17 protein-coding genes and 3 pseudogenes are annotated in these 21,430 nt (G+C 55.6%); 11 read left to right on the top strand and 9 right to left on the bottom strand.

Annotated features, from left to right (window positions below):
- Positions 1-59: 59 nt before the first annotated feature.
- Genes trbJ through BW978_RS18530 form a run of 6 tightly spaced genes read right to left on the bottom strand, consistent with a single transcriptional unit; the run spans position 60 to position 5,627 of the window.
- A complete protein-coding gene (trbJ, locus tag BW978_RS18555; protein ID WP_076397304.1) occupies positions 60-878 on the bottom strand; it encodes a P-type conjugative transfer protein TrbJ in 819 nt (272 codons plus the stop codon).
- Positions 853-3,303 (bottom strand): VirB4 family type IV secretion/conjugal transfer ATPase, encoded by a 2,451-nt coding sequence (locus BW978_RS18550; RefSeq protein ID WP_076397303.1) that lies wholly within the window; start codon positions 3,301-3,303, stop codon positions 853-855. The genes trbJ and BW978_RS18550 overlap by 26 nt, the downstream gene beginning before the upstream one ends.
- A gap of 14 nt (positions 3,304-3,317) precedes the next feature.
- Entirely contained in the window at positions 3,318-3,614 is a 297-nt protein-coding gene (locus tag BW978_RS18545) for a conjugal transfer protein TrbD (RefSeq protein ID WP_076397407.1), read from the bottom strand.
- Positions 3,614-4,006 carry a TrbC/VirB2 family protein gene (locus BW978_RS18540; protein WP_076397406.1) on the bottom strand — a complete coding sequence of 131 codons (393 nt, stop codon included), beginning with the start codon at positions 4,004-4,006 and terminating at the stop codon, positions 3,614-3,616. Before BW978_RS18540 ends, BW978_RS18545 begins: the two co-directional genes overlap by 1 nt.
- A 17-nt stretch (positions 4,007-4,023) precedes the next feature.
- Positions 4,024-4,959, bottom strand: a complete 936-nt coding sequence (trbB, locus tag BW978_RS18535; RefSeq protein WP_076397405.1) for a P-type conjugative transfer ATPase TrbB — start codon at positions 4,957-4,959, stop codon at positions 4,024-4,026.
- Complete coding sequence (locus tag BW978_RS18530; RefSeq protein WP_076397302.1) at positions 4,959-5,627, bottom strand: acyl-homoserine-lactone synthase; 669 nt, start codon at positions 5,625-5,627, stop codon at positions 4,959-4,961. The genes trbB and BW978_RS18530 overlap by 1 nt, the downstream gene beginning before the upstream one ends.
- Before the next feature lie 414 nt (positions 5,628-6,041).
- On the opposite strand from BW978_RS18530, the gene repA reads away from it, so the two are divergent.
- From repA to BW978_RS23385, 7 genes are all read left to right on the top strand, one after another.
- Complete coding sequence (gene repA / locus BW978_RS18525) at positions 6,042-7,229, top strand: plasmid partitioning protein RepA (RefSeq protein WP_069044341.1); 1,188 nt, start codon at positions 6,042-6,044, stop codon at positions 7,227-7,229.
- A gap of 23 nt (positions 7,230-7,252) precedes the next feature.
- Positions 7,253-8,281 (top strand): plasmid partitioning protein RepB, encoded by a 1,029-nt coding sequence (repB, locus tag BW978_RS18520; RefSeq protein ID WP_348529168.1) that lies wholly within the window; start codon positions 7,253-7,255, stop codon positions 8,279-8,281.
- A 164-nt stretch (positions 8,282-8,445) separates the two neighbouring features.
- Complete coding sequence (gene repC, locus BW978_RS18515) at positions 8,446-9,660, top strand: plasmid replication protein RepC (protein WP_076397300.1); 1,215 nt, start codon at positions 8,446-8,448, stop codon at positions 9,658-9,660.
- A gap of 727 nt (positions 9,661-10,387) precedes the next feature.
- Positions 10,388-13,552, top strand: coding sequence for a bifunctional diguanylate cyclase/phosphodiesterase (locus tag BW978_RS18510; RefSeq protein ID WP_076397299.1), 3,165 nt, complete (start codon positions 10,388-10,390; stop codon positions 13,550-13,552).
- Positions 13,553-13,666: 114 nt separating this feature from the next.
- On the top strand, positions 13,667-13,966 hold the full coding sequence (locus BW978_RS18505; protein ID WP_076397298.1) for an ArsR/SmtB family transcription factor: 300 nt from the start codon (positions 13,667-13,669) through the stop codon (positions 13,964-13,966).
- A gap of 90 nt (positions 13,967-14,056) precedes the next feature.
- Positions 14,057-14,407: a hypothetical protein gene (locus BW978_RS18500; protein ID WP_076397297.1), complete on the top strand. Its 351-nt coding sequence runs from the start codon at positions 14,057-14,059 to the stop codon at positions 14,405-14,407.
- An 840-nt stretch (positions 14,408-15,247) separates the two neighbouring features.
- Positions 15,248-15,979, top strand: a complete 732-nt coding sequence (locus tag BW978_RS23385) for a hypothetical protein (protein ID WP_139330596.1) — start codon at positions 15,248-15,250, stop codon at positions 15,977-15,979.
- Between the two features lie 217 nt (positions 15,980-16,196).
- On the opposite strand, the gene BW978_RS18490 is transcribed toward BW978_RS23385, so the two are convergent.
- Genes BW978_RS18490 through BW978_RS18480 form a run of 3 tightly spaced genes read right to left on the bottom strand, consistent with a single transcriptional unit; the run spans position 16,197 to position 18,624 of the window.
- Positions 16,197-17,507, bottom strand: coding sequence for a TadE/TadG family type IV pilus assembly protein (locus BW978_RS18490; RefSeq protein WP_076397295.1), 1,311 nt, complete (start codon positions 17,505-17,507; stop codon positions 16,197-16,199).
- Positions 17,504-18,163, bottom strand: a complete 660-nt coding sequence (locus BW978_RS18485) for a TadE/TadG family type IV pilus assembly protein (protein WP_076397294.1) — start codon at positions 18,161-18,163, stop codon at positions 17,504-17,506. Before BW978_RS18485 ends, BW978_RS18490 begins: the two co-directional genes overlap by 4 nt.
- A complete protein-coding gene (locus BW978_RS18480; RefSeq protein ID WP_175616910.1) occupies positions 18,157-18,624 on the bottom strand; it encodes a TadE/TadG family type IV pilus assembly protein in 468 nt (155 codons plus the stop codon). The genes BW978_RS18485 and BW978_RS18480 overlap by 7 nt, the downstream gene beginning before the upstream one ends.
- Before the next feature lie 232 nt (positions 18,625-18,856).
- Here BW978_RS18480 and BW978_RS18475 point away from each other — a divergent pair.
- The 4 genes and pseudogenes from BW978_RS18475 to BW978_RS18465 form a co-directional block, all read left to right on the top strand.
- Positions 18,857-19,111, top strand: a pseudogene (locus BW978_RS18475) (transposase); the annotation flags it as partial.
- A gap of 230 nt (positions 19,112-19,341) precedes the next feature.
- Positions 19,342-20,046 (top strand): annotated as a pseudogene (locus tag BW978_RS23825) (IS110 family transposase); the annotation flags it as partial.
- A gap of 142 nt (positions 20,047-20,188) precedes the next feature.
- The gene (locus BW978_RS23820) at positions 20,189-20,701 is read left to right on the top strand and encodes a transposase (RefSeq protein ID WP_244552009.1); all 513 of its coding nucleotides are present in this window, start codon (positions 20,189-20,191) and stop codon (positions 20,699-20,701) included.
- A pseudogene (locus tag BW978_RS18465) lies at positions 20,702-21,319 on the top strand (IS3 family transposase); the annotation flags it as partial. It lies immediately after the preceding gene.
- Positions 21,320-21,430 lie beyond the last annotated feature (111 nt).

Here is a 21,430-nt window from a genome sequence, read left to right as displayed (position 1 = left end):
ACTGGCTGACGCAGGCCAGGATAGGCAGCACAAAATGCACTGTTGTCGTCTTGATCTTCTCACCAGCGTGGCTCCATTTTCTGACCTTCCGGGATTTCCTCAATCGCATCGCCGAAGAAGGCCTCGCGCCGGGCCTGGGCCAGATCTCTCAAGCTCTGCTCGGATTGCAGCCATGCGGCAGACAGGGTCATCTGCTGGGCAAAAAGACCCCGCAGTTTCTGCAGTTGGGCGATCTGTTCGACGGCAATGTCATGGCCGACCTGCAAGGCCTTCATCTGCCCGTCGGATGTCTCGGACAGACGTTTGAGCGCCCGCGTGGTGGTGGCCTCGTTTTCAAATTGCTCTGTCGTCAGGCCGGCGACGCGCAAACTCGCTGCAATCGTCTCCTGATTGCTCTTCGACCAGGTTTGATAGGTCTCTGCGAAGCTTTCTCCGCCCGGACGCGCTTGCCGGAAGTCGGCATAGCTACCAAATCGCTGCGAAAGGATCTCGTCGGCATTGCCCATCGTAAAGGCGATGCCCTCGCCTTGCGCGGCAATGTCTTTGAGCTTCAGGAGATCGGCTTCGACATCGCCCCAGACATGCGCAGGCAAGGCTGCCGTGTTCTGCAGCAGGGTGGAATAGATCTGCAGCTGGTTCTGGATCTGCTGGGCAAGCTGGCTGATCTGTGTCAGTTGATGATTGACTTGCGTGCCTGAGCTTTCCAGAAGCGCGACGAGTTCGGCATTGTTGGCGAGCTGCGTCCATTCGGTCGCCGCCCCGGTGACGGAGCCAGCGAGCGCAGAGGAGATATGGCCAAGAACCATGGCCGAGGACAAGAACGCCAGCCATGGCCGCTTTTGGTGGGTGCTGTTATTGATCAAGCAGCGATAAGGCATCTGTCTCTCCTTTCAAGCTCAGCCAGTGCCTCGACCAGTCCGGGCCATGGTTTTGACAAAGTGTCTTGATCGTCCTGATCTGTTCAGCGTCCGACACGCCGGTGAAGGCGAGTGTCAAAGGACCAAGCGCCATCTCGAAAAGTCTGCGTCCTTTAGGCGTCACACAGTAATAGTCCCGCTTCGGGCGAGCCGTGGCGATGATCTCGATCTGCCGCTGGTTGAAACCGAGCCGCTCGTAAAAGGATGCCATTGACGTGGTCTGGGCTGCCGGATTGGCAAGGCAGATCTTGGTGGGGCAGCTTTCAATGAGAACATCGACGATCCCGGACCGTTCGGCATCGGAGATCGACTGGGTTGCAAGAATAACGGCGCAGTTTGCCTTGCGCAGCACCTTCAGCCATTCGCGGATCTTCTCACGGAAGACCTGGTGGCCCAGCATCAACCAGGCCTCATCGAGAATGATCAGGCTTGGTGCTCCGGTCAGCCGCTTTTCAATGCGCCTGAAGAGATGCACAAGAACCGGAACGAGGTTGCGCTCACCCATGGACATCAAGGCTTCGAGCTCGATGCACTGGAAGGACTGGAAGGCGAGCGTATCCATCTCTGCATCCATCAGATGGCCCATCGGCCCATCGATGGTATAGTGCTTCAAGCCATCCTTGATGTCCCGCAATTGAACGCCGCTGACGAAGTCCGACAGGGACCGACCGGAGGATGCCGCCATCAGAGTGATCTGGTGGGCAATTGCGTTGCGGTGCAAAGGTGTCACCGTGACGCCCTGGAAGACCAGAAGCATCTCGATGAATTCCGTGGCAAAAGCCTGGTCGGCATCGCTTTCGAGGTCGGCAAGCGGGCAGAATGACAGGCTTGCCCGTCCATCCTCTTCTGCGCCGATCTCATGATGGTCACCACCGACTGCGCGTGTCAGCGGCATCAGCGACATGCCTTTGTCAAACGCAAAGACCTGCGCATTTTGGTAGCGACGAAACTGTGCGGCAATCAGCGCAAGCAGGGTCGATTTTCCAGACCCGGTCGGACCGAAGATCAGCGTGTGGCCGACGTCTTCATGATGGAGATTGAAATGAAACGGTGTCGACCCTGACGCCACCTGGATCAAAGCTGGCGCATCGGACGGATAAAATGGGCATGGGGCAGTCGTTTCGCCGGTCCAGACCGAGTTGACCGGGAGAAGATCTGAGAGATTGCTCGTGTTGATCAAAGGGTCGCGGACATTGGCGTACCAGTTTCCAGGCAAGCTGCCGAGATAGGCTTCCGTTGCGTTCAGTGTTTCGATCCGGGCGCCGAAGCCTTCGGCCTGGATCATGCGTCGGACCAGTTCGGCGTTTTCAAGCAACCGATCAGGGTCATCGTCAAAGAGGATGATCACTGAGGTGTAGTAGCCAAAGGCGACGAGGCCCGAATTGGCCTGGGCGATGGCGGTTTCTGTCTCGGCCACCATGGCTGCAGCATCCTGGTCGAGAGAGCGCCCCTGCGTCTGAAACAGCTGATCGAGAAACGGCCTCACCTTTTGCTGCCATCGCCGCCGTTTCTGTTCGAGCCTTCGTCTGGCATCGTGAGCGTCAAGGAAGATGAAGCGCGAAGACCAGCGATAGGATAAGGGCATCTGGTCGAGTGAATTCAGGATGCCCGGCCAGCTTTGTGACGGAAAGCCATCGATCGCAACCACGCCAATATGCCGGTCGTCGAGCTTCGGCGTCGTGCCGTGCTCCATCTGGGCGGTTAAGATGCAATCGAGATACATGCCGACATCAGGAAGCCTGACCGGCATGTTTTCGCCGCTGATACAAAACCTGACGAACTGAAGCAGGCTGTCGAAGCGTGCCTCGCGAAGACCAAAGGCTTCGTTCAGGCGATGAGCCTGCATCCTTTGCAGCGAAATCGTTGCCGACAGATATTGCTCGATTTCCCTGATCGCGTTGGAAAAGGCGGCGAGCGCTCTATCGGCCGGACCAGCCTTTGCAGCGCCATCACTCGAGAAGACGAACTGCGATAACCCCTCCCCCGCCTGATGACCGGGCTTATAGGTCAAGACAAGGCTCTGCCGACTTTCGAAATGGCGATCCTGGACCGCAAAGTGACGTCGCCGCTCCTCGTCGATCGCTCGAGATACGGGGTCTGGAAAATGCGAGCGGTCCCGGTCGTGATACCCCGCGCTGGGGACCCGTAGACTGTCGACCTGCAACATCCAGCCAGAGCCAAGTTTTGATATTATGCTATTGATTTCATGTGATATTCTGTTCCTTTCATAGGCTGTCGCGCTCTCTGTGTCCGGCCCGAAGAAATACCAGCCGGCAAGCAGGCTGCCGTCCTTCAACAGCAGTGTTCCATCCTCGATCAGGGCGGCATAGGGCATGAGATCTGCAAAGGATGGGCCACGGTGTCGAAACCTTGAAAGGCCAACCATCTTTCTTCTCCTCTTCACCTGGCAAAGGGGGTGGATGTGGCGCGGTAGACGGGGCGGTAGCGGGTATGGCGCAGATAGATGCGGCGCATCATCGGATCCTTGCGTGCCATCAGACGCAGAACCGAAAGCACGATGACCCATGCCAGGGCGCCGAGAATGGCAGCGGTGATGGTAATCACCACAAACACCAGAATGACGCAGACAAGCCCGGTCAACAGGACGAGTTCGCGATCAGCGCCCATCAGAAGATTGGGACGCGACAAGGCGCGATGAATGGGATGAGTGATGAGAGCATTCTCAGCCACGGGCATCATAGCAAGCGCCCTCTGGCCTGTTCAAGGATGCGATTGGATAGCTCGAAGCTCTGAACGGCAGGTCTCGTGTTTGTTGCAAGTGTTGCGCCCGTGGCGCCAAACAGGCCGACGATCTGGCTTGCCCCAAGCAGAATGCCGGCTACGAGCACGACATACATCAGCCTTCGGGCAAAATCGTTCAACTCGCCGCCGAAGATCAGCATGCCGCCGGCGACAGCGACGGCCGCAAGGGCAATGAAGCCTGCGACAGGCCCCGTGATCGATTGCTGGATCTGTTCCAGCGGCGCTTCCCAGGGAAGTCCACCGCCAGAGCTTGCATGTGCGGTACGTGTCTCAATGAAGGTTGCAACCGCAGTTGATGCCACGTTCATCGTTTGAACAGCTTTCATCTTCAGCTCCTTTTTGATCAAACAAGCAGGTATCGTCCCGCGTCGAAGCCCTCGACGCTGACGACTTCGTCAATCCGGCGCTTGCCGTCTGAGCGCTTGATCGACACGATGAGATCGATCGCGTCTGCGATGACATGCTGCATGGGCATGTGGCTCACTTCGCAGACCAGTTGCTCCAGCCGCCGCAACGCGCCTGGGGCATCATTTGCATGCAATGTCGTGAAGCCACCGGGGTGGCCGGTATTCCAGGCCTTCAGAAGTGTGAGGGCCGCGCCGTCCCTCACCTCCCCGACCATGATGCGGTCCGGGCGCAGGCGAAGCGTGCTTTTCAACAGCCTGTCGATGGCAAGGCTGTCACTGCTTCTGAGCGTGACGGCGTTCTTGGCTGGGCAATCGATCTCGAGCGTGTCTTCGATGAGGACGATGCGATCGTCCGGGAAGCACTTGTGGATCTCCTGCAGCACGGCATTGGCAAGTGTCGTCTTGCCGGACCCTGTGCCACCACAGACGAGGATGTTGTGCCGCGCCTCGATCGCCCGCAGCAGACGATCATATTGCGGAGCGCTCATCGTTTCCTGCTTGACATAGTCCTCAAGGGCGATGCGGTTGACGGCACGTCGCCTGATCGAAAAGGTCGGAGCACTGACAGCCGGCGGCAGCAAACCTTCGAAACGATGCCGGCCAAGCGGGATTTCGCCAGAGACGATCGGCATCTTGTCGTTGACCTCTTGGTCAAGCGCATGGGCGACAAGTCCAATCAGAATTTCCGCCTGTTCAGGCTCAAGTGAGCCGGTACACTCCATTCCGCCGCGCAGTCTCTCGATAAACAGTTTGCCGTCGGGATTGAGCATGATCTCGATGACCTCGGGGTCCGCCAGGCTGAGGCAAAGATCAGTGCCGAGCGCCTGCTCCAGTTTGCGGTTCAGGCGGGTGCGGCTTTCAATCCTGTTCATCATGAAGCCCTTTGCTGGGTGGTCAGCGCGAGGAACGGCCGATAGCCCTCAGGCCGTAGCCTCTCGAACACCGCTTTCGAGATCTCAAGCGAACCGGCAACACTTTCCGTCTCGTTGATGACAGTGACGGGTCCGAGCCGCTTCATTGGCCAGCCGGCCATACGCAGGATACGCTCGAACCGGACATCTGTGGCCGTCACCAGTTCCAGGTACTCGTTCGACAGGCACCAATCGATGATGCCGGCCAGAAGCATTCTCGTTCTCAAACTGGAAAACGAAGGCTGGGCGATTGCGGCGGTGCGCTTCAGACGCTTATAGCCCGGTGACGGCGAAGGCTTATGCTTGTCGACGCAAAAGCGCGAGCTCTCGATCATCCTCGGATGCACATGAAGCTTTCCGCCCTCAAGCAGCATGGGAAAGACTTGCCTGAGCATGCTGCAGCGCGCTGCAGGGTGCAGCCTGACGCTGCCGACGACCTGATGGCTCCCTTCCACAAGCAGGATGTAGACCGGCGCTTGATCGTCAAATTGATCGCGCTCTTGGCCGTCCACGTTTTCGACATCCCAGTGGAGACGGTCGGCAAACACCTTCGACCTCAACTGCAGCTTGGCTTGCATGAGTGACGCGGAGTGTGGCTGCTGGGCATCTTCGATAACGACCAATTGCATGACGGTTCCCTCGTTTGTCCTCTCATGAGAGTGAAACGAGGCGAGGCGGTCCAGATACAAATCTGTTGAACGGCTGAGCTTCTGCCGGATGGGACGTGAGTCGGGACTTGTGTCGCTGAGAGAATCGGTTTTGCTCGATATCGTCGGTCAAAACCGCCGAGCATCCGTCCGTTCTACGAGGCTTTCCACGACAAATCTGTCGTGCGCTCCAGCGGATCTGCCTTGGGGAGAAGTGTCCAAGCCTCTGCTTTTTCAGGATCATTCCATCAAGGCGCAGTTTTCAAGCGCGCTGGCATTGTCCAAACTTGGGCATCGTTTGGGGGCTTCTTGCTTGCCAAGCGGGGGGAATCGGATAACAGTCCCGATAATTTCCGGATTTACACGAAAATATCGTGACTAGAGGCTTCCTGGCAAATGAATGTGAGACGGGCAATGCAGGATACGGTGACGAGCTTTGCCGATATCATCCTCGAGCAGGGCGGAGAGATCTCGGCCAAGCTCGACATGCTGCGCATGGAGAAGTTTCCGCCCAATGCGCAAAAGACACTTCGGCTGTTTCCATTGGCGGAAGTTGCGCAGTTCGTTGGTGTATCAGCAAGCTATTTGAAGAAGCTCCATTTGCAGGGCAAGGGCGTCGAGCCGTCGGTCACCTCGACAGGACGGCGATACTACACGGCGTCACAGATGGATGAACTGCGCGCCCTTCTCGACCGTGTCCCGCATCGGCGCAATGGCGAAAAGCTCCAGGTCCTGGCCGTTGTCAACTTCAAGGGCGGCTCCGGCAAAACCACGACGTCTGCCCATCTTGCCCAGTTCCTGGCTCTGAGCGGCTACCGCGTCCTTGCCGTCGATCTCGATCCGCAGGCGTCGCTGACGGCACTTTATGGCATCCAGCCCGAACTGGACGAGAAACCGTCCTTCTACGAAGCGATCCGGTATGATGACACCCGTCGCTCTATTACAGAAATCATTCAACCGACAAATTTCCCGAACCTGCACATCGTTCCAGCGAATCTCGAACTGCAGGAATATGAATACGAGACCCCGCTTGCGATGCAGCGGAAGGACTCGATGGAAGGTAAGCTGTTTTATACGCGGATCGGCAAGGCGCTTGCCGAGGTCGATGATCAGTATGATGTGGTCGTCATCGACTGCCCGCCACAGCTCGGCTATCTGACGCTGACTGCACTCACGGCTGCGACCTCCGTCTTGATCACAGTCCATCCTCAGATGCTCGACATCATGTCGATGTCGCAGTTCCTGCTGATGCTCGGCGATATCTTGAAAAGTGTCGAAGGAGCGGGCGTGAATGTCAGCCTCGACTGGTTTCGTTATCTGATCACGCGTTTCGAGCCCATGGATGTGCCACAGCAGCAGATGGTGGGCTTCATGCAGTCGATGTTTGCTCAGCAGATGATGAAGAACCACATGGTCAAGACCACAGCTGTTTCCGATGCGGGCCTGACCAAGCAGACACTCTACGAGGTCGAGCGTTCGCAGTTTACATCAGCGACATATGACCGTGCGCGCGAAGCCATGGATCTGGTCAATGGCGAAGTGGTCGACCTTCTGGAGCTTTCCTGGGGGCGTCGTCGTGGGTGAGCCGTTGTCAGCCGTACAGATTGATGTTTTGTCCAAGTTTTTCAGGATCTTGGGGCGCAAAAAGGACGAGTATCATGGCGCGTAAGGACATCTTTGCCAATATCACCTCGACGGAAGGGCCGCGACTTGAGCGTCGGGCAACGCCGGGCTACGCCAACAAGGGCGCCTCGCGGTCGATGATCAGCTCGCTCAGCGAGTTGGCAGAAAAGGCCGCGATGGCGGATCAGACACTGTCTGGTGAAGCTGTTCTCGAACTAGACCCTGTGCTGATTGATGATTCTTTCGTCTCGGATCGCATGGGAGAGGACGAAGAGGCATTTCAGGAGCTGGTTGAAGCCATCCGGGAGCGCGGTCAAGATACGCCGGTTCTGGTTCGCCCTCACCCGGATGCGAAGGATCGATATCAAATCGTCTTCGGTCACCGGCGCGTGCGCGCTGCACGGCTACTGAAGCGTCCGGTCAAGGCCGTGGTCAAGACGGTGTCAGACACCGATCATGTGATTGCCCAGGGACAGGAAAACTCTGCACGAGAGAACCTGTCCTTTATCGAGCGGGCAAGTTTTGCCCACCACCTGCAAGAGATCGGTCATGATCGACGCGTAATCCAACTTGCTCTGTCGGTTGATGGCGCGCTTCTGACCCGTATGTTGTCCGTCACAAGCAGGGTGCCCGCCAACGTGATCAAGGCGATCGGTTCGGCCAAGAGCATCGGTCGCGATCGTTGGCTCGATCTTGCCCAGACTGTTGAACATCCGGATCTTCGCCTTGTGGCGGAGGCCTCGATTGCCAGGGATGATTTTGCAGATCTGCCATCTGAAGCGCGATTCGAGCGTCTTGTTCAGGATTTGCGAAATGCACGCAAGCCAGCCAGGAAAACGCGCCCTGCAGGCAACTGGCAGTCGGGAGATGCCGCAGTCAGCGCCGAGTTCAAAGGTGCTGGCAAAAGCTACTCGATTTCCCTGAAGTCCCGGGAAGCCGTGAGTTTTGGTCGCTTTATTACCGAAAACCTGGAACGGCTCCATGCCGAATTCAGAGCCCAGTCAAAGTCGTAAGGAGACGAAACGCAAAAGAAAAAGGCCCCCCAAGCGTCGCCGCCCTGGAAGCCTTCCTCATATCCTAGCAGAATGAGAATCGCATCTCCGGGGATTTCAGTCAAGAGTCTTTGGCACCGTTTTTGGTGAGCAGTTTTCGTTTGCCTTCAAGAAGGTGAAGAAAAATGCAGAGGCATTCCATAACCACGCCCTTTGGGCGGGGATCGATCAAACTCGCCCATGTCAGCCGTCAATTCGAGGCGGCTAGGACTAAAGATGGCAGGACTGCCGACAAGTGGAAGGTGTTTCGTGATGTTTGCGAGGCACGCCTTTTGATTGGGATTCCGGATCGGGCCTTGACGGTTCTCGACGCCCTTTTGAGCTTTTATCCGCAAAGCGATTTGTCGGAAGAAGCTGGTCTGATCGTCTTCCCGTCCAATGCGCAACTTTGCCTTCGCGCGCATGGTATGGCTGATGCCACGCTCAGGCGTCACCTGGCACTCCTTATCGATGCGGGGCTGATTTCGCGCAAGGACAGCCCGAATGGCAAACGTTACGCCCACAAGGCACGTGACGGGCGGGTCGAAGATGCGTTTGGCTTTTCGTTGGCGCCGCTTCTTGCTCGCAGAGACGAGCTTGCGCAATTGGCCCAACAAGTGGTGGAGGATCGCCGGCGTTTGCAGCTGGCGAAAGAGGCACTCACGATATCAAGACGTGATCTGCGTAAGCTGATCACCGCTGCGATCGAAGAAGGTGCTGCTGGCGATTGGCATGCGCTTGAAGAGGTATATATCGACATTGTGTCCCGACTGCCACGAAGCCTGACGATCCAGCTTGCCGAGGATTGCCTGCAGAAGCTCACCGCCTTGCACCTGGAGGTTTCTAGCCTCTTGGAAAAGCAGCTTATTTCTCAAGATATGAGCGGCAATGGCGCTGAAAATGAGCGTCATATACAGAATTCAAATACCGAATCCTTCAATGAACTTGAACCTAGCTCTAGAAGAGAGCAGGGCGAAAGCCCGAGCCTGGAGCTGAAAGCGAAGCGGGAGCCGATAAAGGCATTCCCTCTTGCTATGGTGTTGAAGGCCTGCCCACAGATTATCGACTATGGTCCGGGGGGCGCGATTGGGAACTGGCGCGAGCTGATGCAGGCCGCGGTCGTCGTTCGGTCGATGTTGGGGATCAGTCCGTCAGCCTATCAGGACGCCTGCGAAACCATGGGGCCGGAAAATACGGCAGCAGCGGTTGCGGCGATCCTCGAACGGGCAGGGCATATCAATTCGGCTGGTGGTTACTTGAGGGATCTGACGCGGCGGGCGGAGCGTGGCGAGTTTTCGCTCGGTCCGATGCTAATGGCCTTGATGCGTTACAATCTGGAAGAAAAGAAGCGCTCGGCTTGACTGTAACTTGTCATATTTGGCACGGTTTCGGCGGTAATGGCGCAAATAGCAGGCAGGGCAGGGCGGGCGCGATTGTTCGTTTGATGCATGTAGAGGAAGACGAAGCACGTCATGGCCCATCAACTATGAGAAGGTCAGGTGATCGTGGGATGCTTTCGTCGGGTCTACTATCAGTAAAGCGCCGATCGATAGCGTACCGGGATTGGGGAAGTCTGAACTTCGAAGCATCACAACTCACTCACACGATGGTGGTCACCTCGCCACACCGCTTGGCGGCTACGAGTCTTCGGTTTTTCTGCGAACAACGAGAAGCATATGACCGCACGCTTTTGTGCGGCAGCTTTAGCCCGGGAAAGCACCCCGCAGCGACGTTGCTAACTCTCGGGCGTACGGATCTCGCGGTCTCACAAATGAGAGGATCCGACAGTGTTGCGTTGTTTGAAATCATGGTGAGCTTCGACCTCTGCAAGGCCGGTTATCAGTATTCGTCAGAGTTATCGTTCTAGACGCATATTTTAAATTAAAATTAGATTTTAGAGCGCTAGTTTAACGGGAATCGGTTTTTGATCACGACGCGTGTCCAATTCCACCAAGATTACGCTTCTGGTGGCGTTGCTGATGTCATCGTCGAGGTCTAATCAGTGCATCAAGGGCGTCCTCGACGCAGGTCCCCGCATTCAAACCTTGGCTTCTATGTGTTCTGAGAGTTTCTGAAGGCATCTTTGCAATGGACGAACGGCGATACGACAATGCGGTTGCAGCCGAACTCAGAGCGCTCAATCAGCTCTTTGCGACTGTCCGCTATGATCGCAGGGGACGCATCAAATCGGCAAATTATCGTTTCGTCCGCTTGCTCGGACATGAACTCGAAGACATTGTTGGCTTGAGTGCCGAGGTCTTTGAACGTTCAGGTGCTACGCCACTATTGCAGACGAGCGCCTGGGACCTAATCCTGGATGGAGAGACCCATCGTGAAGGGCGGTTCTGGTTGACGAAGACGGGCCAAGAGCTTTGGCTCGACATGACGCTTGTGCCGATCGGTACACCTTCTGACGACGATTTCGAGGTTGTGCAGATCATCTCGGATCTGACTGACCAGCAAGAGAAGATCGCAGACGAGATTGGCCAGATTGAAGCGATCGGAAATTCTCAAGCCGTGATCCAGTTTTCTGTCGATGGCCACGTGCTGGATGCCAATACGCTCTTCTTAGAGGCTATGGGTTACGAGCTGTCTGAGGTTTTGGGGCGGCACCATTCGATTTTTGTCGATCCCGACTTCTCCAGTCACCAGGAATACCGTGATTTCTGGGCTTCGCTGGGGCGAGGGGAGCATCAGTCGGGTGAGTATCGCAGGCGCCACAAGTCTGGCCGGGATGTCTGGTTGCAAGCCGTCTATAGCCCCGTCCTTGATTTCGCCGGTCGTCCCATCAAGATCGTGAAAATTGCCACAGATCGGACGGCTGAGAAACTGCGACAAGCGGATTATGAATGGCAGATCAATGCCATCCACAAGTCCAATTGTGTGGTAACGCTTGGAATGAACGGCACGATCCTTGATGCCAACGACAAGTTCCTCGACGCGGTCGGCTTCAGCCTTGAGGAAATCGCAGGCCGGCACCACCGTATTCTGGTGGATGGCGCTGAGGCCCATGGTTTGGCCTATAGTCAGTTCTGGCATGCATTGAGACGTGGGCAGCATCAATCAGGTCTGTACAAGCGCGTTGGCAAGGATGGTCGCCAAATCTGGCTTCAGGCAACCTATAATCCCATCTTTGACGCCAACGGAATGCCTTCCAAGGTGGTAAAGTTCGCTTCGGTTGTAACGGAAGAACGTCTTCTGCAGGCCGAATATCAGGGACAGATTGCGGCAATCAACCAGGCGCAATGTGTGATCTCGTTTGCACTTGATGGGACTGTCATCGATGCGAATGATAATTTTTTGGAACTCACCGGCTACAGATTTGGCGAGGTCTACGGACAACATCACAGCATGTTTGTCTCAGCCGATGCGGCGGCCTCTGACGAATATCGCAGTTTCTGGCGTGATCTTGGCTTGGGTCGACATAAAGCGGGTGAATATAAGCGCATTGGCAAGGATGGTCGCCAGGTCTGGCTGCAGGCAACTTACAATCCGATCCTCGATATGGAGGGAAGGCCATTCAAAATCGTCAAATACGCAGTCGATGTGACCGCCGAACGGCTGAGACAAGCCGATTATGAGGGGCAGATCGAGGCCATCAACAAGTCGCAAGGGGTCGTACAGCTTGCGCTTGATGGCACCATCTTGGAGGCCAACGACAACTTTCTCGCAGCCCTTGGCTTTGCACGTGGAGACCTGATCGGCAAGCATCACTCTGAGCTGGTCGAGAAGTCTTACGCCAAGAGCGTCGAGTATTCCATGTTCTGGGACAGTCTCCGCAGCGGACAGTATCACGCAGGCCTTTACAAAAGGCTCGGCAAAGACGGCAAGGAGATCTGGATACAGGCTTCATACAATCCAATCCTCGACCTGAACGGTTGCCCACGCAAAGTGATCAAATACGCGACGGACGTGACATCAAACGTCGCACTTGCTGAGGCTTTCGAGGATGCAAAACGGCAAGCGCATCTCGATGCAGGGACCTCTCTACCGAACCGGACCAAGCTTACCACATTCATGGAAACGGCGCTGGTAAGCGCCGCGTCGAGCATGACTGTATTCTACATTGATCTGGACCGCTTCAAACCAATCAATGACACACATGGTCATCACGTCGGCGATCTGGTCTTGGGAACAGTTGCCGATCGCTTGCGGCGTGCCATTCGTCCTGATCAGATGGTCGCTCGCGTTGGTGGCGATGAATTTGTGATCGCAGCCCCTGCGATGCCTGCCGAAACGGTCGAGCGATTTTGCACGAAACTTATCGAGACGATCGCCACCCCTATTCGCCATGAGAGCGGCGAATTGACTGTCGGCATGTCGATTGGTGTGGCGATTGCGCCGATGGACGGCACAACGCCAGACGAGCTCCTGCGTGCCGCCGATACGGCTCTCTATCGCTCCAAGCAATCGGGACGCGGCCAGTTCAGTTACTTTGCCGCTGAGATGAACGAAAAGATCATGTTGCAGCGGAAGATGACGGATGACATGCGCCACAGCCTGACCGCTGGTCAGTTTTTCCTCGAGTATCAGCCGCGATTTGATACGCGTGCCCGTCAAATGCGGAGTGTCGAGGCCTTGGTCCGTTGGGCGCATCCGGAGCGTGGTCGTATCCCGCCTTGTGACTTTATACCGTTGGCTGAACAAAATGGTTTGATCGTGCCGCTCGGCGATTGGGTCCTCGACACGGCATGTGAAGCTGCCGCGAATTGGTCTGGGATCGGCGTTTCGGTCAACGTCTCGCCAGTGCAGTTTCGTGATTCAAGATTTGTCGACAAGGTCAGGGATTGTCTTCAGCGCTCTGGTCTAAACGGTGAGCTTTTGGAACTGGAGATTACCGAGGGCGTCTTGCTCGAAGATGCCGAACGGGCGATTGAAGTACTCAACGAGTTGAAGGCTATGGGCGTGAAACTTGCCATGGACGATTTTGGTACCGGTTACTCTTCCCTGAGCTATTTGAGGAATTTTCCCTTCGACGTCATCAAGATCGATCGGAGTTTCATCAGCGATCTGGATACGCGAGAGAGTGCGCGGCCCATCGTTCAAGCAATTCTCGGCCTTGGCCGGGCACTCGGTTTGAGTGTCACGGCTGAAGGTGTCGAAACAAACGAACAACTCGCCCTGCTGACGGCCGACCACTGCTCTGAGATCCAGGGCTTCCTGATGTCGAGACCACTTTCGCAAGCCAAGATCTCCGAGCTGATCGAGAAAGTGCCGGAAATCACCAGGGAAGCGTTGCTGCAAACTGCGTGAACACCGAGACGACTGATCGGTAAGCACTAAAATGTAGCGTCACTATACGAAGAAAGGCGCTGAGTTCGCCGTCAGCGGGAATTCGTCGGTACCTAGAAGCGGTTTAAGATGCGAATGATATTTGACTACCACGACGCTCTCAAAGCACTCGCGCATCCGGCTAGATTACAATTCCTGACTTGGTTGAAGACGCCAGAGCAGTATTTTGATCCATCTGCATTAACGCGCGACGGTGGGGCAACTGCCGGTAGCTTTCAGCGGACTGGCCTTTCCCAGTCTGCCGTTTCGTCCCATCTTGGCATTCTTCACCGTGCGGGCTTGGTGACATCGCAGAAATCCGGCGCGAGCGTCTACTACCGCCGGAACGAGTTTAATATTACTCTCCTTAAGAGTTGGCTGAATCGCCAGATCTGACAAGTCGATGGGAAAACCCCTTGGCGACGATTGCTGCCTCGCTTTCGCAGGCGGCAATCGTCGCGTAACGCATTGGAATTCATAAATCTCATGGACGACCACGCCCACGTTTTTCCTGCAATCGACCGGGCTCTTGAGTCGATAACGAGTTACCAGGAAGTCTGCCGCGCGTTGGAGGCAGATTTCCTCAGCCCGACCGGGAAGGTTGCAGTAGTTGTGGACGTTTATATCGAGGCGGTTATGGCAAACAGCTCCGCGTCGGACGAAACAGCGCAAGCTGCTTACGATGTCCGCCGAGCGCTGCGCGAATATCAGAATGCGCGCAAATCGACCGTTTTCGGTTTGGGCGTGAGTGACCGCACTAAAGCCGCGAAGGAGGGTCTCTCAGAGAGCCTGAGCCGCCTGCAGGCGCTCAGTTCTATATGTGCATCGGATGGTTAGTGAGTAGTGCAGCCCCAATCTCGTCCATAGATGTAGACACCCGTCATCTGCATGGCGGCTAGCCTGAGTAGATGTAAGCAAAAAGTATTCGCCAGAAGTGGGCCTCGAAACGGAGGCGGGTTTAGTTCGAAGACGCTCTGACTTTGAATGTTCAAAGATGATCGACGTTTGCGCCGGCGCCTATTGTAAGCATGCAGTTTTGGGCCTTCGTTGACCAGATGGCGGGATGTGTCGCCATCCTGGTCTTGGCCTTGCGTCTATTCGGCGACAGGTGGTGCAAGGCGAGGCATGGCAGGAGGCATGGGAACAGGACGAGGGGTAGCGAGAGCCACTGACAGCGGGCAGGGCGATGAGGCCAGACCGCAAGTGCCACGCTCATTGCGGGGCTGAAGAAGTGGAGAAGTCCAAGCAAGGTATTCGCCTTGCACGACGGAAATCGACTTGCCACAGTAATGTTCTTTTTATTCAGTAGAAGCTAGGACGGTCGCGACTTGCATGCCTTGGCTCCGCGGAGACAAGATGCTGCGTTTGCTGTGACCGCTGTTTTTGATAGCTTCTCGGCTCCATCGGGAAGGCAACGAGGCTGGCGAAGCTATTCAACACAGCGGACACCATAAATTGCTCCTGTAAGTTGGCAAAGCCTTCTCGAGAAGCCGTTGCTCAGATTCCTTTTGGTGTAGTTTTTTACTCTTCCAAAACCTTTTGCATTGATGCTTTAGCCTGTTTTGCAACCCGTTAGTCACTGATAACACATCAGTAACATTGATTGCGACGCACTTTGTGCGTTTCGCTAATCCGAATAATCAAAACATCCACATACAAAGGTTGCAGGGGGCACTGATGGCCAATTTCGAAGCGATCTATAACACCGATCTTATTTATCAATCAGACTGTTGGAAACTTTGCGGCGACGCACATTGCTGTACGTTCGGTCGGCACAAGGCACGATTCAAGCTGATCGGCAGGATGTCTGCCCAAGAGTTACCGCTTCTTCCGGGAGAGCATGAGTTCCTCATTGAAAGCGGTCTGATTGATAGCTTCGCCGAACACAGTCATCGTTGCGTTGAATTCAGATTTGGCGACCATCGGCTTATGATCGAAAGCCTTGTTATCAAAGAGGCTATTTGCGCGTGTCGGCACGATGCTAGAACAACTGTTTGCAGGCTTTATCCGGTACTTCCTGTCTTTGACATCGGCGGGCGCATGATCGGGATCGACAAGCTTGGCATTTATGATCAATTGGAGGCAATGGACGGTGCTGCATCGATCTGCCAGATCAAATCGGTTCCCTTGACCGAACTGCCAAAGCTGCTTGCAATCGGACAAGCAATTGCGAGCGACCCACGCAGTCTGTTTTATGTGACAGCTTATCACTTGGCGCAAAGCCACGTGATACGGCAGGTTGAAATGTTTCTGCAGACCGTTGAGAGCGGTGGGCGGCCGGATCCCTTTCGTGCTTTTGAGACGCTGCTGCTCAGGCAAAAAGCCATCAACACTGGTGAGTTTGAAACGGAACTCATCAATCTCGCAGAGCGCTTCACCGCGCGCTATGGAGACGCGTTTAGGCTTTGACAGGCTTGTCGAGAGCGGTTGGACGGGCAATGTTGCATCGCCTTATGCCCCATTAGCCTTTTGAAGTTTCGATAGGCGCGCGCTTATCGTTATAAGCGTTAGAAGTGCAGTCTCCGATCAAGCCGAATCTTGATCCTGCCAAAGGGACTGGACCATCTTTTGATGCTCTTGTCCTCACAAGCGCGCTGAACAAATCGATACCCTATGAGACGTGGCGTCAGTATAGACGCAAGGGTGCCGACAGGCCCTTGACGATTGTAATGAAAGTATCCTCGATCTCCTTAGGAGTCGTCGCCTTCATGACATGCGTGGGATCGGCGGCACAGTCCTGGAAGCGTTTGGGGATGATCGGAAACAGACTATCTGTAACGAAGCCAAAACGCTTCTTGTCGTGATCGCTAATCTTGCCGAACTTCGGTTCGAGATATTCCATGTAGATGAAGTATATGTCTATTTCCTTGTTCTTCAGTGACTGGCAGGCCTTGGTGTTGAGGGCGTAGTTCACCTCATGCTTCGCATAGGCCTGTTGCGGCGTGTTGACCTGTGTCGACTGATGTAGGAACCAGTTCATTGCGGCAGTCCACGCTTGCCCGCTTTCTACCCCGTCAGTTAGCACGATCACATATTGCCGACGATCGTCGGGTCGCAGACCAGACCCGCTTTCTGGTAGAGTATCGCTGAGTTGCTTGAGCGCATTTTCGATGTTCGTCCCGCCCAAGGTTATTGCCATTTGGACCTCGTCTCGCAATTTCGACTTGAGGTACGAGCCATTTGATCCACGTTGATCGCCCTGCGGCACGACGGTGTTTATTTCGTTGCTGAACGTGTAAATGCCGAAGGTGACTTGATCGTTGAATTGTGACGTGCTGGTACTCGTATCGATGGCGGACATTGCTGCGGACCGGACAACATCGATCCGCATATCTGCGCCTGCAGCCCGAGCTTTATCATAGGAGGAACTACCCCTTGATTGGCCGATATGGCACGAAAAGGCACAGTTGAGCACTGAAGCAACCTTTTCTTGATCGGCATCCGTGGCACCGATGCCCATTGAGGCGGAAACGTCGATTAGGAAATTGATGTTGACATAGGAGCGCAGGTTGACGATGGCTCTGCCACGATTGCCGATCGGGATGGTCTTGTGTCCAAAAACGCTCAGTAGCTTCGTCGGATAGGTCGCCGTATAGTTGATTGTGGCGCTCAATTCGCTTTTATTGATCTTGGGCTCGACCTCAACACTGTCGAGCTCTGCAAACAGGGTGTTTCCGACATTTGCGCGGAAAAATGCCTCGCCTGAAGACTTGATGAGTTCCTTGAGGTCAACTTTCTCCTGCTGAACGAAAGCCTCTTGTGCTTCGGCGACGGCCGCTAGTGCTGCTGCGTCGGCCGCAGCTTTGAGCCGCTGGTGTGAATCCACCGCTAATCCGTAGTCCACGCCAAGGCCTGCGACAAAAATCAGCGCTGGCATGACGATGGCGGAAAGAATAGCAAAATTCCCGCTTCTGTCACTAAGGAGACGCTTCATCATGCCGGACACCTCGTCACAAAATCATCGCTCGCATGTTCCAGTACCGTTCCGCTTCTTGTGCGCCTTGAAGCGCTGACATGGAGCTCCACGCTTGGTAGGAGCCAGCCTTCGAGCAGTGGTCGATAGGGATAAGTGAAATCCGCAATGACGATTGGTACCCGTCCTGTTGCGCCTTGGCGGATCACGCCTCCGTTCAGTTTGGTTTCATTGGATACGACCGCAACATCGCACTGCATGTAGACCGGCGATTTGACGTTATCCTGGTAGAGAAAACTCCAAACCACTTTCGGCTCATAGGGACAGTCGCTCGAGCAGCCGGGCTTTTTTTCGAAACGCACCGACGATAGTGCCCGACTGTAGCCGTTCGCCCAGTTTCCGGGTTTGACCTGGGTTGCTGCTTGCGCCGTCGGGTTCATAATCATCCAGATGTCTTCGACGATATGTCTCTCGGACACTTGCATGACGCCATCGCCATCACGGCTGATGTATTCGGCCGCGAAGTTTGCAGCCATGGCTGCTCGCCTTGACTGCATGTTGTAGTTGACGAGTTCGATCGTTCCAAACAACAGGACGAGAAACAGCGGGAAGATGATGGCAAACTCAATCGCCGCTACGCCCTTATTATCGGACCATAGCTTGAGCAGCGGTTTCAGCATTCGGAGCCTCCTGCAAACATCGGCTCTCGACGAATGACTGCTCGGCTGCGGTAGTATTCGCCTCCGTTGTCGTTCACGACGTCAGCTATGACGATCGGGCTAACCAGTTCGGTGTAGGGATAAGTCAGCTCTATGATGACCGTGTCGCCTGCACAGCCGAGTGACCAAACTGATGACCCGATTATCATGTTTCGAAAGTCGACCATCCGCCCTTCAACTTCCGTCGCGCCAAGCCGAAGCTTCGTGCAGTCCAGCACTGACCCGACATAGTCCTTGCATGGACCTTTCGCTAAGTAGTCTGAAGACGTCGGTTCGGCATGCGCGAAGGAGGAGATATGCTGGGCGATTGTTGTCGTCGCTCTGTCTAGTTCCGACTGGATCAGCGCGTGATAGCCGACTTCAATGATCGCAAAGATCATCGCGAAAAACGGAATGGCCAAGATCGAAAACTCGATTGCCACTCCCCCATGCTTGTCCCTAAACCAAGCGCCAATCATCAGCTTACCCCACGAAAACAGCCCACAAAATTAGGAAGGTATCATGAAAATATGATTAAAGAGCTGGCTCGGGAAATCTGCACAGATCGGATGAGTGGAATTTCTGCCTGACTTCGGCTTAGATGCCGGGAACTGGCCTGCTGCCGGTTTCATGGACACCGAGTTAAGGTGTTCCTCCTGAAACCGGAGAGCATGAATGCAACGAAGAAAGTTCAGCCGCGAGTACAAGCTTGAGGCGGTAAAGTTGGTCAAGGAGCGTGGGGTCGCTGTTGCCCAGGCGGCCCGTGACCTTGATGTCCACGAGAATGTGTTGCGCAAATGGGTTCGCGAATACGGCGACGATCCCAGCCAGTCCTTTCCTGGAAAAGGCCAGATGAAGCCAGAGCAGCTTGAGATTGATCGGCTCTGTCGTGAAGTCGCCAAGTTGAAGGCGGAGCGCGACATCCTAAAAAACGATCACGGGCTTCGGTCCGCCTGTGCGCGGTAGAAACAGGCTGTGTTACGCTGCCCACCGGAGGGGAGTTGCCGACTGCTTATTGGAGGTGATCGACCCCGTTAAAAAACGTGGCACATGGGCTGTTGCGGACTTGAGAGTGGTGACGCTGTTTCGGCGGCGATCCCGGTTAGGAAAATGACGAACTTGCTCGGCCCAGCCCCTCCCGATCCAAAGGAGGAGAAGCCATGCCAAAGACAAGTTCATCCATGCCGCAGAACCTGACCCGCATGAACCCTGGAGCGGCGGCCATCGACATCGGGTCCACGATGCATATGGCCGCGGTCAATCCAGATTGTGCCGAGATGCCAATCCGCTCATTCGGGACCTTCACCCACGATTTGCATGATCTTGCCGCCTGGTTCAGATCCTGCGGTGTCACCAGCGTGGCGATGGAGTCGACCGGCGTCTACTGGATACCGGCTTACGAAATTCTGGAGCAGCACGGCTTCGAGGTGATCCTGGTCAATGCGCGTTATGCGAAGAACGTCCCTGGCAGGAAGACCGACGTCAGCGACGCGGCATGGCTTCGCCAGTTGCATTCCTATGGCTTGCTGCGCGGGAGCTTTCGGCCGAACGCACAGGTCGCAACGCTGCGTGCTTACCTGCGCCAGCGAGAACGGCTGGTCGAGTATGCGGCGGCTCACATCCAGCACATGCAGAAGGCTTTGATGGAGATGAACTTACAGCTCCACCATGTTGTCTCCGACATCACAGGCGTGACGGGCATGAAGATCATCCGTGCTATCGTCTCCGGCGAGCGCGATCCCGACGTTCTGGCATCGTTGCGTGATGTTCGCTGCCACTCGTCGGTCGAAACAATCAGAGCATCCCTGATCGGCAACGATCGTGATGAGCACGTGTTTGCCCTTTCCCAGTCACTGGAGCTTTACGACTTTTACCAGGCGAAGATGCTCGAATGCGACCGCAAGCTTGAGGCAACAATTGCGTCCATGACCGTGGACCCTGAAGCCGCTCCCGCGACTACCACAGGTCCGGACGAAGACCAAACAGACGAATGCACCGTCCTTCGATGTGCGAGCTGCACTCTACGGTCTCACCCGGACAGATTTGACCCAGATTCACGGCCTGGGCTCCTCGCTTGCGCTAAAGCTCATCGGCGAATGCGGAACGGACCTGAGGGCATGGCCCTCCGCCAAGCACTTCACATCGTGGCTCTGCCTCGCACCCGGCAACAAGATCTCCGGCGGCAAAGTGCTGTCATCCCGAACCCGTCGCTCGTCCAGTCGAGCGGCAGCATTGTTGCGGTTGGCTGCTACCACGATCGGGCGAAGTGGCACCGCCCTCGGCGCGTTTTATCGACGGCTGGCCGGGCGCATCGGTAAGCAGAAGGCAGTGACGGCGACGGCGCGGAAGATTGCAGTCCTGTTCTACAATACCTTGCGAGTTGGGATGGCCTATCGCGATCCAGGCGCTGCGGCCTACGATGAACGGCATCGTAGCCGCGTCATGGCCAACCTACAGCGGCGGGCCCGGTCCATGGGCTATGAGCTGGCATCCATGACTGCTGGAGATTGTGTTTCTTAAGGCCGCAGCCTACTTTGCCAGGGACGTGATATGAGGTTCGCGTTCATTGCAAAGCACCGTTCGATCTGGCCGGTGGCATGGCTCTGCGAAGCGCTAGGGGTTTCTCGTTCAGGTTTCCATGCCTGGCTCAATCGTTCTGCGAGTGAACGCGCTCGCTATGATGAGGTTCTGCTGGACAAGATCAGGCAGAGCTTCAAATCGAGCGACCGCACTTATGGTGCTCGCCGCGTATGGCATGACGTGCTGGAACAAGGATTATCCTGTGGCCTCCATTGTATCGAGCGGCTGATGCGCTTGAATGCGCTCAGGGCCAGGCCGCGACGGCGTGGCTTGCCGAAAGATGCCGGTGACCCTGCCGTAATCATGCCGAACGTGCTGGACCGTCAGTTCATGGCAGAGCGACCGAACCAGAAATGGGTGGCCGACTTCACCTATATCTGGACAGCAGAAGGCTGGCTGTATGTCGCGGCCGTCATTGACCTGTTCTCACGCCGTGTTGTCGGCTGGTCGATGAATGCCAACATGAGGGCCCAACTCGTCACAGATGCGCTGATCATGGCAATCTGGCGTCGAGGAAAACCAGACGCGCTACTGCATCATTCCGATCAGGGAAGCCAGGGCAGATTCAACCGGTCGCCGCAACACCCCAAACTTGGAGGTGTTTATGGTGACGGGAAGACGGAAGTCGGAGCGATCAACGCGGCGCAAATTGTCCTCGCCAGGTCGACC

Source organism: Rhizobium sp. RU33A (assembly GCF_900156055.1).
Classification (GTDB): Bacteria; Pseudomonadota; Alphaproteobacteria; order Rhizobiales; family Rhizobiaceae; genus Allorhizobium.
Note: the sequence above shows the minus strand (reverse complement) of the source record. Positions and strands in the feature narration are given on the sequence as shown.